The 14,913-nt window shown below is 60.7% G+C and carries 7 protein-coding genes; 3 read left to right on the plus strand and 4 right to left on the minus strand.

Annotated elements, in window-relative coordinates; genetic code table 11:
- Window positions 1-119 precede the first annotated feature (119 nt).
- Both J4E00_RS06735 and ahcY read left to right on the plus strand, forming a co-directional pair.
- Window positions 120-869: a DUF4397 domain-containing protein gene (locus J4E00_RS06735; RefSeq protein ID WP_208174347.1), complete on the plus strand. Its 750-nt coding sequence runs from the start codon at window positions 120-122 to the stop codon at window positions 867-869.
- A 144-nt stretch (window positions 870-1,013) separates the two neighbouring features.
- A complete protein-coding gene (ahcY, locus tag J4E00_RS06740; protein WP_208174348.1) occupies window positions 1,014-2,333 on the plus strand; it encodes an adenosylhomocysteinase in 1,320 nt (439 codons plus the stop codon).
- Window positions 2,334-2,530: 197 nt separating this feature from the next.
- Here ahcY and J4E00_RS06745 read toward each other — a convergent pair whose 3' ends face one another.
- The 4 genes from J4E00_RS06745 to J4E00_RS06760 form a co-directional block, all read right to left on the minus strand.
- On the minus strand, window positions 2,531-3,562 hold the full coding sequence (locus tag J4E00_RS06745) for an LLM class flavin-dependent oxidoreductase (protein ID WP_208174349.1): 1,032 nt from the start codon (window positions 3,560-3,562) through the stop codon (window positions 2,531-2,533).
- 144 nt (window positions 3,563-3,706) lie between these two features.
- On the minus strand, window positions 3,707-5,935 hold the full coding sequence (locus tag J4E00_RS06750) for a prolyl oligopeptidase family serine peptidase (protein WP_208174350.1): 2,229 nt from the start codon (window positions 5,933-5,935) through the stop codon (window positions 3,707-3,709).
- Window positions 5,936-5,977: 42 nt separating this feature from the next.
- Window positions 5,978-7,081 carry a hypothetical protein gene (locus J4E00_RS06755; RefSeq protein WP_208174351.1) on the minus strand — a complete coding sequence of 368 codons (1,104 nt, stop codon included), beginning with the start codon at window positions 7,079-7,081 and terminating at the stop codon, window positions 5,978-5,980.
- A gap of 654 nt (window positions 7,082-7,735) precedes the next feature.
- Window positions 7,736-10,954: a PQQ-dependent sugar dehydrogenase gene (locus J4E00_RS06760; protein WP_208174352.1), complete on the minus strand. Its 3,219-nt coding sequence runs from the start codon at window positions 10,952-10,954 to the stop codon at window positions 7,736-7,738.
- 732 nt (window positions 10,955-11,686) lie between these two features.
- On the opposite strand from J4E00_RS06760, the gene J4E00_RS06765 reads away from it, so the two are divergent.
- A complete protein-coding gene (locus J4E00_RS06765; RefSeq protein WP_208174353.1) occupies window positions 11,687-14,779 on the plus strand; it encodes a nidogen-like domain-containing protein in 3,093 nt (1,030 codons plus the stop codon).
- The last annotated feature ends 134 nt before the right edge of the window (window positions 14,780-14,913 follow it).

Genomic DNA, 14,913 nt, shown 5'->3' on the forward strand with positions numbered 1-14,913 from the left:
ATTTTCGGCCCTTAAGCCCAACAAACAACCGTTCTCACACGTTCAGGCCGAGCCAGCCGGGCAATTCCGGTTATTACTTTGTACTTCTACAACTGACAATCCACCAGCTGACAATCTTTATGAAAACACCCTTCATTCTCCGCTACGCCTTTCAGGCCATGCTTCCCGCCGTGCTTCTGCTAGCCTCCTGCGGCAAAGACGATGACCCGGTCATAACGCCCGTTGACCAAGGTAAGGTCCTGTTTTCACATGCTGCTGCTGCATCCAATACCGCCCTTACGGCATTTCTAAATGACCAGCAGGTGAGCCAGCTTAATTATGGGCAGAGTAGTGGTTATGTGGCAGTAAATGCAGGTACTCCTGCACTTCGAATCAATAATGGTACGCAAGTGGCAGTTCCAGCGCAGCCACTAACCGTTGCCAAAGACCAAAGCTATTCTGTATTTGAATACTCGCCTACAAGCTCCATTGGCAGCTTGGCTCTACTGACAGTTACCGATAGCCCAGTTGCTTTGGGGACTGGTGAGGCACAGGTTCGTCTAGTATACTTAAATACTGGCGGTACTACTCCCGTTCAGCTTACTGTGCCGCCCGTTGCAGGTACAGTAGGAACTCCTCTAACAACGGACGTTGCTTTTGGTGCTGCTTCTGGCTTTGTTAAGTTCAACGCCGGGGTTCTAAACCTAACTATTACAAGCGCTGGTACTCCGCGCCCCGTCGTAGTTTCTGTGGGTGATGGCACAGGCACAGGAACTGGGGTATATAAGTACCAGGAAGGAAAAATATATACCATCGTAGTACGTGGGATTACGGGTAGCGGTGTTCCCACTGCACAACAGCCCCAGGCTGTTATCATTCAGAACAACTAGACCTAGGTCTCGGCACCAACAAGGTCCCTTGTCACATAACAAAAAAGCCCGCATCCTCCAATGCGGGCTTTTTTGTTATGTGACAGGGCCTGAACAAATCCAGTATCTTTGTGGTTGAAACGCGAATCACAACTTAATTATATCATGGTGGAAACCACGACGAAAACGTACGTACCGTACAAAGTAAAGGACATGAGCCTGGCCGAGTGGGGCCGCAAGGAAATCCGTCTCGCCGAAGCTGAAATGCCCGGCCTGATGAGCCTGCGCAAGGAGTTCGGTGCTGCCCAGCCTTTCAAAGGTGCTCGCATTGCTGGTTGCCTGCACATGACCATCCAAACGGCCGTGCTCATCGAAACCCTCACCGCTCTGGGCGCTGAAGTAACGTGGTCGTCGTGCAACATTTTCTCAACGCAGGACCATGCTGCTGCGGCCATTGCTGCGGCTGGCATCCCGGTATATGCCTGGAAGGGCATGAACGAAGAAGAGTTCAACTGGTGCATCGAGCAGACACTGTATTTCGGTGAAGACCGTCAGCCGCTGAACATGATTCTGGACGATGGTGGTGACCTCACTAACATGGTGCTGGACCAGTTTCCCGAACTGGCTGCTGGCATTAAAGGCGTTTCGGAGGAAACTACGACTGGCGTGCTGCGCCTGTACGAGCGTGTGAAAAATGGCTCGCTGCCTTTCCCTGCCATCAACGTAAACGACTCGGTAACGAAGTCGAAATTTGACAACAAATACGGCTGCAAAGAGTCGGCCGTAGATGCTATCCGTCGGGCTACCGATACGATGATGGCAGGTAAAGTGGCCGTGGTGGCTGGCTACGGCGACGTAGGAAAAGGTACTGCTGCTTCGTTGGCCGGTGCTGGTGCCCGCGTCATCGTAACGGAAATCGACCCCATTTGTGCCTTACAGGCGGCTATGGACGGCTTCGAAGTGAAGAAGATGGAGAATGCTATTCCGCGTGCCGACATCGTTATCACCACTACTGGCAACTGCGATATCATCCGTGAGGAGCATTTCCGCGCCCTGCGTGACAAAGCCATTGTCTGCAACATCGGTCACTTCGACGATGAGATTGATATGGCTTGGCTGAACGGCAACTACGGCCACACCAAAGACACGGTGAAGCCGCAGGTTGATATTTATACTATTGATGGCAAAGAGGTTATCATCCTCGCCGAAGGCCGTCTCGTGAACCTGGGCTGCGCTACCGGCCATCCTTCGTTCGTAATGTCGAACTCGTTCACGAACCAGACGCTGGCCCAGTTGGAACTGTGGGAGCGTGCCGACCAGTACGAAAACCAAGTATACACGCTGCCCAAGCACCTCGACGAGAAAGTAGCCCGTCTGCACCTGGCCAAAATTGGTGTGGAGCTAGACGAGCTGACGCCGAAGCAAGCTGACTACATTAAAGTGCCGGTAGAAGGCCCGTTCAAGTCGGACCTGTACCGCTACTAATGCCTGAACTACAGATTCCGGCGGATTCTTCAAATTGCACGGATTTTGTGGACGGCTAGTGAGCCAGTGAAAAAGAGAAAGGCGGCCCAATTGGGCCGCCTTTTTTGTTGTCTTATTGATTGTTTGAAAACCAAGTCCTATTCGAAAGCCCATCTACAAAATCTGCGCAATCCGGAAAATCCGCCATAATCCGTGGTTCAGACTAATGCCGCCCGCACGGTAGGGGCTACCTGCGTGCCCAGCAGTTCAATGGACCGCAATACGCTCTGGTGCGAGATGCCCTCAATAACCAACTGGGCCAGAAAGCGGGTGTTGTTAAATAGATTGTACTGGTAGAGCAGCTTATCGATAATATCCTGCGGGCTGCCGACCAGCAGCGGGCCTTGTGGGCCGCACAGGTAGTCGAAGTGGCGGCGGTCCATGGGCGACCAGCCTCGCTCGCGGCCAATGCGGTTCATGAGCGCAGAGTAGGGTGGGAAGAATTCGTCGCGGGCCTGTTCGGCGGTATCGGCCAGGTGCAGGTGGCAGTTGATGGCTAGCTGCACCTGCGCGAGGTCGTGACCAGCTTTCTGGGCCGATTCGCGGTAAAGCTCGGCAAACGGCACGTACTGCGCGGGTGCGCCGCCGAGGATGGCAATGGTAAGTGGCAAGCCCAACTGTCCGGCCCGAATGACGGAAGCCGGCGTGCCCCCTACGCCAATCCAAACCGGAATTTTGGCCTGCGCCGGGCGTGGGTATATGCCCTTTGCGTCGATGGAAGCGCGGTGCTTGCCCTGCCAGGTTACTACCTCGTTGGCGTTGATATTGAGCAGCAATTGCAGCTTTTCAATGAACAGCGCATCGTAATCCTTCAAGTCCTGCCCGAAGAGCGGAAACGACTCAATGAAGGACCCGCGTCCGGCAATAATCTCGGCCCGGCCATTGGAAATGAGGTCCACCGTGGCAAAGTTCTGGAAGGTGCGCACCGGGTCGACGGAGCTGAGGACGGTGACGGCGCTGCTCAGTCGGATGCGCTTTGTGATGGCGGCCACAGCGGCCAGAATGACTTCCGGAGCCGAAATGATGAAATCGGGGCGATGGTGCTCGCCAAGGGCAAATACGTCCAGGCCAGTTTCGTCGGCCAGCCGGCCCATCGCCAGGATTTCCTGCATGCGTTGCGCGGCGGCGTGGTCCTGGCCGCCTACGTGGGCGGGGGCTACTTCACCGAACGAGCTAATTCCAAGTTGCATAGGGTAGGGGAGTCGGGTTGGGGGAATAAACGATATAGAGACGCGGCCCTTCACGTCTCGTCGTTGAACAACCGAAAACAGGCATGGGCGTTTTCGGGCAACGATGAAATGCGAAGGGCCGCGTCTCTAGCGTTCGCCTAAAAACTATTTTACGTCCGGCGTCACGCCCATGTTGGCGTAGCAGAAGCTCCACACGTCGGCCCACTCCTGAATCTGAAGCTTGGTGCTCTTGCCCGCGCCGTGGCCGGCGTTCACGTCAACTCGAATCAATGTGGGGTTGGGGCCAGTGTTAGCGGCTTGCAGGGCGGCGGCGAATTTGAAGGAGTGCGCGGGTACTACCCGGTCGTCGTGGTCGGCGGTGGTGACCATGGTGGCGGGGTAGGCAGCGGGCTTCAGGTTGTGCAGGGGCGAGAACTTAAGGAGGTTCTCAAACTGCGCCTTGTCGGCCGAGGTGCCGTACTCGGGAGCCCAGTTCCAGCCGATGGTGAAGGTTTGGTAGCGAAGCATATCCATAACACCCACGGCAGGGAGGGCCACTTTGCACAGGTCGGGGCGCTGCGTCATGGTGGCGCCTACGAGCAAGCCGCCATTCGAGCCGCCCGCGATGGCGAGGTGGTCGTAGTCGGTATACTTGTTGGTTTTCAGATACTCAGCGGCGGAAATGAAGTCATCGAACACATTCTGCTTGTTGGGCGTCATGCCGGCTTTGTGCCAGGCTTCGCCATACTCGCCGCCGCCGCGCAGGTTGGGAATGGCGAGGATGCCACCGTTTTCGAGCCACAGCATGCGGGCCACCGAGAAGCCAGGCGTGAGCGACACGTTGAAGCCGCCGTAGGCGTAGAGGTAGGTGGGGTTCTTGCCGTTCAGCGCCACGCCTTTTTTGCGGATGATGAACATGGGAATCTTCGTGCCGTCTTTGCTCGGGTAGAACACCTGTGTGGTTTCATAGTCGGCCGGGTTCACGTCTACTTTCGGGGCGCGGAATACGGTGCTGGTATTGGTAGCGAGGTCGTACTTATAGATGGTGGTGGGGTAGGTGAACGACGTGAAAGCGTAGTACACCGATTTGGCATCGCGCCGGCCACCAAAGCCGCTGGCCGTGCCAATAGCCGGCAGCTTTACGTCGTGCTCAAACTTGCCCAGCTCCGAATACACCTTTACCTGCGAGCTGGCATCGTTCAGATAGTCAGCAATTAGCTTGCCGCCGACCTGCGTCACGCTTTCCAGCTTGTTCTTGCTTTCGGGCAGCACGTCGTGCCAGTTGGCTTCCTGCGGCTTCTTCGGGTCGATGCGGATGACGCGGTAGTTCGGGGCTTTGTAGTTGGTGTACACCAGCACCTCGCCGCCCACGTTGCCGATGACATTGTTGTTGAATTCGTAGCTCGAAATGAGCGTGGTCCAGGTGGTGGCTTGCTTGGGGTCGGTGAGGTCGCGCACCAGCAACTGGTTGCCGTCGGCCTTGCCGTCGGTGAGGCTCAGCACCAAGAACCGCTCATCCTCGGTGGCCGTGGCGAAGCGGAAGCCCAGCGGCATTTTGGGGTTTTCATACACCAGCTTGTCGGCGCTCTGCGGCGTGTTCAGCTTGTGGAAGTACACTTTGTGGTATTCGTTCTTGCCGGATAGGCCATTTTCGCCGGCTTTCGGGGCATCGTAGCGGCCGTAATAGAAGCCATTCTTCGTCCATGACGTGCCGGAAACCTTCACCCATTCCAGGGTTTCGGGCAGCAGCTTGTTGGTGGTGAGGTCCATGATTTGCACCTTGTGCCAGTCGGAGCCACCGCCGCTGGTGGCGTAGGCCAGGTAGCGATGGTCGTTGCTGAACTCCATGCCGGCCAGAGCGGTGGTGCCATCGGCCGAAAAATTATTGGGGTCGAGCAGCACTTCCGGCTCGCCGGTACTGCGCTGGCGATAGATGACGGCCTGATTTTGCAAGCCATCGTTCTTGCTGAATACCAGCTCTGCGCCCACTTGCTCAGGAATGCCAAACCGCTCGTAGTTCCAGATTTTAGTGAGCCGCTCCCGAATTTTGTCGCGAAACGGAATCTGGCCTAAGTAGCCAAAAGTTACCTCGTTTTCAGCCGTCACCCAGGCTTTGGTCTCGGGCGAGTCGAGGCTTTCGAGCCAACGGTAGGGGTCGGGCACCACGGTGCCGAAATAAGTGTCGGTGTAGTCGGTTTTGCGGGTTGCGGGGTATTTCACGGGCGGGGGGGCGAGCAGGGCTAAGCCAGTAAGGCGGCTGGGCTCACCATTTTCGGGGGTGGTTACTTCGGTAAGGGACTGATGACGCGGCAGTGTATTGCGCTGCGGCGGCGTGGTGGCCCGGCAGGCCGTGGCGGCCAGTAGCAGGGCAGAGAAGGAGAGGGCAGCTTTCATCGTAGTATCGAAACAGGAAATGAGCGAGATGCGACGTGGCGTTTATTGGTCCGTTTGCACATCATCGGCAATTGGGCCTGCTGGGTTAGCGGTTGCAGTATCCGTCAGCGGTACGTCTTTGGGGTCATTGGTTTCCATCGGGACAGGGGGCTGGGCTACCACGGCTGCTACCAGTTCCGGTAGGTTGGCGCGCAGCCAGCGCAGTTCCTCGTCTACGCGCTGGCTCACCAAGCGCTCCACTTCCAGGCGCTGGGCGGGACTGAGCTGCTCGAGTACCGGGGTGGCAGCGGGCGCGGCCTGGGACTCGGAAGCGGCCAGTACAAGGGCTTCGGCGCGCTTCACGCGGGCAACGGAGTCGGCCACGGCGGCGCTGGTTTCGGAGGCGGCGGCCTGGGCTGCGGTGGCGGCCTGCTTGGCCGTGAGGGTTTCGCGGCGCTGCTGCCGGCGCCAGTGGCCCAGCGTGATGCGCAACATAATGTAGAGCACCAAGCTCAGAATGGACAAAATAAGGGCCAGCGGGGCGGCGAAACGAAAGAGCAGGCTTTCGGTACTAGTAGCGCTTGCTGCTCCCGTGCCAGCCGCGTTGCGGTCGGCGGCCGCCGCTAGCTCCGCGGCTTCAGCCGGGCCGAGGGTGGTGCCGGCTGTCACGGCCGTGTCGGGCGCTTCGGGCGTCATGGCGGTCGGGACTTCGCCCAGCGGTGTACCCGATACCACGTAGTTGGTCAGGGCCGTTTCGAGGGCGGCCACCCGGGCCATGCGAGCAGGGTCTTTGCGGCGGGCCGGTGAGCCTTTCAGCTTGCTCACAATGGCTTTGGCCAGGGCGGCAAGGCGGGCCGGATTGTCTTTTTTGCCCTGATAAATAGCGCCTTTGCCCTCAATGGGCTGGTAGAGCAGGCTGTATACCCGGAGGCTGTCGGGCCGGATGCTGGTGGCCAGGGCATCAAGGTTGCCGCCCTCGCAACGCACGGTGCTCTTGAGGTTGGGCCGCCCGGCGTCGTCGTACACGAAGCGCACGGTGGCGCACCAGATTTGCACCTTGGACTCGTCGAGTGAGGGCTGGCCGAGAGGCGTTTGGGCCCGCAAGGGGCTTGCAGGCCTCAACAGCATGGCGGCCAGTAGCACGGCCAAAACAAAACGAAAGGTCATAAGCAGCGCGATTTTACCGGAAAAGTACGGTTTTGAGCGCAACTTATTATTGTTTTGATGCTAAGTCCGATTCGGCGGCGCGGCTGGCCGCCGACTTAAACTTGGGCCCGGCTCTGCGGTTATTGGTAGTTTCCGTCCGCCGTAGCGCCGCTGCGGCGACGTTGCGCCAGCGCGCCAATGCCGGGTCTGGTTAACCCGTGCTGCGGCTCACAAAGCATAGCCGCAACTGGAGCTGGTTAGTCGACGAAAACCGGCCGGAGGCGAATGCGAACGACGCTGGCCGAATTGCAAATAAGGCATCCCGGCTACCCTGCACGAGCTGTCGGGGCTCGGCCACGAGATTTTCTTGGGTAAGACTGTTCAGCAGGAAATCACTCAACTCCTTCATTGAGTATAAGGCTGGCAGGCAATTCAGGAGCAGGACAGATACCGCTTCCACAGCCAGCAACTACGGCTTCCTAAGCAACCGTAGTGGCAGCTGGGCATTTCGATAACGAACCATGGGCGGCTTTTCCAGGTGACACGTCCATAGGCTATGTTGCTTGGCATGAGGCAGCTCTTGCGCTAGGCTGATAGTCGGTGGTCGCGTTGGTCAGGCATCTTTTTTACCTTAGGCAGAGCCGCCTTACGTACGGCTCTGCCTAAGGTAAGCTGCTAGGGCACCAGTATCAGCGGGCGCACGGTGCGCTTATTGCCCTGCTGCACTATCACGGTATACACGCCGCTGCGCAGGCCGCGGAGCGAGAGCCGCGCCTCGTTCGGGCCGGGTGTGGCGTGGTGGGTGGTAGTAGCCACGCGGTAGCCCATCGGGTCGCGCACTTCTATCAGTACTTTATCGCCAGCTTCGGCTTGAAAACCAATGCTTACCTGGTCCTGGGCCGGATTAGGGTAAAGCATTACCGCGTCGTTCCGGTCCGGTCCGGGCTGAGTGCGGGCCGCGGCTCCGGTTGCCGTCCGGAACAAGGCTGTTGCTGGAACGAGGGCTTTGGTTAGTCCCGGTCCGGCATAGCTCACGTTGAGCACCTGGTCGCCGCCGCGCTCAAAAAAACCGACCGTAACGGCGTGCAAGCCGGCCTTAAGGCCAATCTGCCCGGTGCGTTCCTGGGTACCGTGCTGTCCGTCATTATCCACCACCAAAGTCGAACCGATAAAGAGCTGGGAGCCGTCGTCCGATGAGGTGTAAAAGGTATAAATGCCGTCGGTGGGCACACTCACGTAGCCCGTGTAGCGGAACGCAAAATTGTCATCGCGCAGGCGTGGGCTTAGGCTGAAGGTGGACACCGTGCCGCTGGTCGTGGCCGTAAGGCCGCTGAAAGCTGGTAGTGTACCCCAGGAGCCCTGGTAGTAGGCATAGTTAAGGCCCGCCACCGGATTAGCGGGGTTGTCGGGAATGCGCAGAGTGCTGCCCGTGGTGGTCCGGAACAGCGCCGTGGTGGGCACGGCAGTTTTCGTCAGACCAGGTCCGGCATAATTCACTTCCAGTACTTCCGCCCCGGCCTGCTCGAAGAAGCTAACCGTAATGGCGTGCAAGCCGGCCTTAAGGCCAATCTGCCCGGTGCGCTCCTGAGTGCCGTGTAGTCCGTCATTATCCACCACCAAAGTCGAACCGATGAAGAGCTGGGAGCCGTCGTCCGATGAGGTGTAGAAGGTATAGATGCCATCGGTGGGCACGCTCACGTAGCCCGTGTAGCGAAACGCGAAATTGTCATCGCGCAGGCGCGGGGCCAGGCTGAAGGTGGGTACTGTGCCGCTGGCTGTGGCCGTGAGGCCGCTGAAAGCCGGTAGCGCATTCCAGGTGCCCTGGTAGTAGGTATAGTCGAGCCCAGCCACCGGATTGGCGGGGTTGTCGGGGTTGCGCAGGGTGCTGGTGCTCACGGGCTGAAAGTTAGCCGTATAGGTCGCGTCATTGGTTGGAATGGCAATGGTCTGGGTTTGCGCACCACCGTTCGACCACGACACAAATTCGTACGTCACGCCGCCCATGGTCTGCGGCGAAGGAGCGCCGAGCGTGCGCAGGATGCCCTCCACCCCCAGTATTGATGCGGGCGCGGCTTGCGGCGTGCCATCGAGGGTGAGACTCAATCCAGCGGGGTTGGTGGCCAGGCTGATGGTAGAAGTCTGCGGCAGAATATCGCGGTACGTACTGGTTTTCACCCCCCCGGCATCGGTCACGGTCAGAATCAGGCGGTAGAATACGTTGGCCGCTGTCTCGCCGCTATTGGGAATGGTGAACGTGCCCGTTTGGGAGCCCTGACTGAAAGGCGTACCATCGTGCACATGCGTGTCGTGGTGCAAGTCAACCTGCCACACAAAGGCGCTGGCCGGCAGGGGGCCATCCTCGGCATCAGTGGCGCTGCCCGAAAACGAGATGGTCGTACCCGCCACGTAGGTAGTGCCGCTGGCCGGCGTCAGAATCTGGGCCGTAGGGGCCGTGTTGGGGGCCGTAACGGTAAGGGTGGCCGCGGTGCTCGTGGCGGTGCCCACGCTGTTGGTCACCACCGCGCGGTATTGGCCGGCATCGGCCGCTACCACGCTGGCAATGGTGTAGCTGGTGCCTGTGGCCCCGGCAATGTTCACGCCGTTTTTCTGCCACTGGTAGCTCAGCGGCGTGCTGCCGGCGGCGGCTACGGAGAAGGTGGCCGCTGCCCCCGGCACCACCGCCACGCTGGCGGGTTGGGTGGTGATAACCGGCGCGCTGGTGGTGGCCGTGTACACTACTTTGAAGAGGGAAGCGCCGTTGCGGGCCAGGTAATACAGGTTGCCGTCGGGGCCGGTTTCCAGGGCCAGGGCGTCGCCGGGCATGTTCAGGGCAAAGGCTGCACGGGCGGGCGGTGTGGTGCTGCTGTTGGGGTCGATGTAGTTAATCCACTTGCCGCAGTAGTCCTGGTAGAAGTACTTGCCCACGTACTGGCTGGGGTAATTGGTGGCCGAGGGGTTGAAGAATGTGCCGCCCGTAATGGAGCAGCCCGTGCCGTCGGGGAAGCCGCTGGCGTGCGGGTACGCAAATACCGGGGCCGTTTCGCCCGTCCGGACACTGTAGCCCTCCGACGACGGCCAGCCGAAATTGCGCCCGCCCACGCTGGCGTTGTTGATTTCCTCCCAGCTGCCTTCGCCCACATCATTGATGAAGAGGGTGCCCGTAACGGGCTGCACCGCGAACGTGAAGGGGTTGCGCAGGCCGTAGCTCCACACCCGCTGGCGCTGGGCCGACAAGCTGCTGCCCACGTACGGATTACCGGCCGGCACCGAGCCGTCGGCGTTGATGCGCAGCAGCTTGCCCATGTACGAGTCCAGGTTTGGGGCGTTGGTGCGGTTGGCATTCTCGCCCACGGCCACGTACAGCTTGCCGTCGAGCCCGAAGTGCATGGCCCCGCCGTTGTGGTTGGTAGCGGTACTCAGCGGGTCGAGGTTCAGCACCAGTGTTTCGCTGCCTGCGACGGCCACGTCACCATTGGCCGTAAAGCGGCTGATGCGGTTGTTGGCCCCACTGGCCAGCGTGTAGTATAGGTAGATGTAGTGGTTGCTCAGGTAGCCCGGGTCGATGGCAATGCCCACCAGCCCACGCTCGCCGCTTGAGTTCACGGCCAGGCTCACGAAGGGCGTGGACACCAGGCTGCCGTTGTTAATAACCCGGAGCTGCCCGGTTTGCTGGCACACAAAAATGCGCCCGTCCGGGGCAAAGGCCAAGGCCGTGGGGTTGGTGATGCCCGAGGCCACCAGGACCGCACTAAAGCCGGCAGGAAAAGTAGGCGCAGCCTGCTGGGCCAAGGCCGGCAAGCTGGTCAGGCAGCCAACGAATAGCAGCACCAGTATGAGCCGCAGGATATTCGGGCCGCGCCCGATAAAGCGAGAGGGGGATGTAGATGTTTTCATGGAAAGGATTGAAAGGGAAAAGCGAACAAGGAATTGAAAGCAGCAGGACGCCAGCTTTCAGTTTTCCAGTAGGGGCGAGTAGTAGACAGGCTGGATTTAAACCATAGGCAATATTGAGATTAGAAGGTGGCTGTGAATCAGTCTAGATAGGTTTCAGAGCCTTTGCATAGGACTTGCTTCCTAAATGTATGTAGTCTGAATTGTAATTCTTTAGCCGGCTGGCATTAACAAATTGCGTTAGTTGGATAGTGCACACAAGAATCCCTTATTGGGTGGCGCTAGCGCAAAAACACGCCGCTTCCAGCACGCTTTAATAACAACCCTTAGCCCGAAGCGCAGCCGCCGGGCAATTCCCAAAAGGCTTGGCCGGCCCCCCGTTTGCCTGGAGCGCCGCCCAAGACATCTGCTGCTTCGAGGGGCCAGTGCTGCGGCTGCCCAGCGGCCGGAGTAGTGGCCGGGAAAGGAGACGCCAGCGCGGCAGCAAGGACTCTTACCCGCCGCGGCCGGGGTACCATGAAATCTACCCTGGGCAGCACCGTCACCGTGTAGCCGCAGCTGTGTAGCGGCTGCCTGGGGCCTTGTATACCTATTAGGCTCTTGAAGCTGGGTGCGCTATGCCCTAGCCAAACCAAATTATGTTTCAAGCAATGGCCAAAAACTTATACTTTTAACAACTAATCAACTCTTTCCACGAATTTTGCATCAACTTTTCCAACCCTATTTCCAGACCTTATGACCAGACCTCTTCCCCGTTTATTGACACTGCTGATTGTAGTTGGGGCCCTGGCCGGGGCCCCGACCCAGGCACAGGCCCAGACGACCCCGCCCCGTCTAGGAGCCCTCAACAGTTGGTCGCCCAGCGTCGATGACCCTACCTACGCGGCCCGCAAGCTGCAACGGGTCCGCCAGGCCTCGGCGACGGCCGCCCGCGCTGCCACGGTGGCCAGTGCCCAGCCCACCGGCAGTGCCCGCGCGGCAGCGGCCCTGCCGGCCTGCTTCGTGCCGCTGGATACCACGGCGGCCGGCGGCTGGCAGCACTTCTCGCGGCAGAGTGGCTTTGCCGACGACAGCTTCGTCGGCCCGATTCCGCTGGGCTTCAGCTTCTCGCTCTACGGCAGCACCTACAGCGACGTGTACGTTAACTCCAACGGCAACATCAGCTTCGGGCAGGGCTTCACCACCTTCACCGCCACCGGCTTCCCAACGGCCACGCCCATGATTGCCCCATTCTGGGCTGATGTGGACATCGAAATGGCCGACACGCTGGCCCCGGCCACCAGCGGTGGCATCTACTTCAAGAAGTTCCCCGACAAGTTCGTGGTAACCTGGAACAAAGTGGCCTACTTCTCACGGCAGGCCGACAAGAAGAACACCTTCCAGGTCGTTATCAAGGCCAACACCGTCCCCGGCTTCACGGGCGACGACGTGCAGTTTGCCTACGGCGACATGCAGTGGACCACCGGCGCCGCCGACGGCGGTACGGGAGGTTTTGGCGGGGTGCCCGCTACCGTGGGCGCGAACAGGGGCAACGGGGTTAGCTATATCCAGGTCGGCCGCTTCAACCTGCCCGGCACCTCCCACCCCAACAACCAGGACCCCAGCGGCGTCGACTGGCTCGACAACCAGTGCATTTCTTTCCAGGTGGGGGCCAACAGCAACAACGTGCCGCCCAGCGTGACGGGCATGCCCGCTGGCAATACCCTCACGCTAGCGCAGGGCCAGACGCGCAACTTGGCCCTGCAGTTCCTGGGCCCGGAAGTGGGCCAGCAGGTGACGGTGACCACCAACACCAACGGCCTGTGCAACACTACCGTGAGCAACAACGGCACGGCCAACCCCACGGTGAGCCTGGGCATCACCGGCGCGGCCTGCAACCTGGGCACCCATACCATCAGCTTCCAGGCCGTCGACAACGGCAGCCCGGTAGCCTTGCAGCAGTTTACCCTGACGGTGGTGGTGACAGCCACCAACCAGTGGACCGGCGCCGTGAGCACCGTGTACACCGATGCGGCCAACTGGAACACGGGCATTGTGCCCACGGCTACCGAAGATGTGCTCATTCCGACGGGTGTCGCCAACATGCCGGTACTCAGCACCACAGCCGCCGCCAAGAACGTCACCATTGCCAGCGGCGCTAGCCTGACGGTGGCCACGGGCGGCGTGTATTCGCTGAGCGGCAACCTGACCAACAACGGCCAGCTGCGGGGCGCTGGCACGCTGCAAACCACCGGGGCGGCCACCCAGACCCTGAGCGGCACCGGCACGGCCAGCCTCTACAACGCTACCATCGGCGCGGCGGGCGCGGTGCTGAGCCAGCCCCTGGCCCTGGACCGCCTGCTGACCCTGAACGGCAACCTGACCTCCAACGGCAACCTGACCCTGCTTTCGCGCCCCGACGGCTCGGAAACGGCCATGGTGGTGAACAACGGTGCCGCCACGGTGAGCGGGAACGTGACGGTGCAACGCTTCATCGGCCCGACGACTAACCCGCAGATGGGTTACCGCCACCTGGCGGCCCCGGTCACGAACACCACCCTTACCGACATGACCACCAGCGGCTTTACGCCGGTGCTGAACCCGGCCTATAACTCGGCCCCCAACCCTGGCTTGGTGACGCCCTTCCCAAACGTGTTCAGCTACGACGAGACCCGGGTGACCAGTGGCGCGGCCGTGGCCGATTTTGACCGGGGCTGGGTGTCCCCGGTTACAACCACCATGTTTTCCACCTTCGGCTTCACCGTGAACATGATGGGCGGGCAGGTAATGGATTTTGTGGGTACGCTGGGCAACGGCACCTTCAACCGCGTGAACCTGACGCGCGGCGCGGGCCCCCAGGCCGGCTGGCAGCTGCTGGGCAACCCTTACCCGGCCCCCCTCAACTTCACCCAGCTCACCCGCTCGGGTATCGACAACGCGGTGTACGTGTTCAAGTCGAGCGGGCAGTACACGGGCTCCTACGCCAGCTACGTGAACGGCGTGCCGGCCAACGGCGGCTCCAACATCCTGCCGATGGGCCAGGCTTTCTTCGTGCGCACTACCACGCCAGGCGTGGCGGGCAGCGTGGCCTTCACCAACGCCGCCCGCCTGACCACCTACCAGAACCCCGCGCTGCAGCGCAGCACCGCCACCGAAACGCGCCCGCTGCTGAGCCTGGACCTGCGCAACGCCGCCGGCACGGCCGCCGAGCAAATGGCGGTGTACTTTGAGCAGGGCGCCACTGCCGGCTTCGACGCCGGGTACGATGCCTACCGCCTCGGCAACGGCAACGCGGTGCAGCTCGGCGCCCTGGCCGGCACCACGGAGCTGTCCATCAGTGGCCTGCCCGCCCTGGGAAGCACGCCTGTGACGGTGCCCCTGCTCGTGCGCGTGGCCCAAACCGGTAGCTACACCCTGCAGGCCGCGCAGCTCATCAACCTGCCCACGGGCTGGACGGCCACCCTGCACGATGCCCTGACCGGCACCGCCACCGACCTGCACCAGCCCACCGGCTATAACTGCACCATCGCCGCCAATCAGGCCCCGGGCCGCTTCCTGGTGGAATTTGCTCCCAGCCGCGTGACGGCCACCGGCTCCGCCCAGCTCAGCGCGGCGGTATCGGTGTACCCCAACCCGGCCCACAGCACGGCAGCCCTGCTGCTGCCTCCCAGTGCCCGGCCCACCACGGTGAGCCTGTTCAACGCCCTGGGCCAGGTGGTAAGCCAGCAGCGCGTGCCGGCCAGCCAGCGCACCGCCCTGCTGCCGCTCACGGACCTGGCCCCGGGCGTGTACACGGTGCGCGTGGCCCTGGCCGAAGGCTCTGTAACCAAGCGCTTGGTGGTGGAGTAAGCCCCTCCGGTTTCCTGCTCTCCTTCCCGGCGGCGCCGCTTCGTTCTCGAAGCGGCGCCGTTCTTTTGCAGGGTTTAATCCTACTGATTTGAATGTTGTTAATCAAATAAGGTAAAACCTCCGAAGCGGGTCCA

Origin of the sequence: Hymenobacter negativus, from assembly GCF_017571495.1 — a bacterium.
Taxonomy (GTDB): Bacteria; Bacteroidota; Bacteroidia; order Cytophagales; family Hymenobacteraceae; genus Hymenobacter; species Hymenobacter negativus.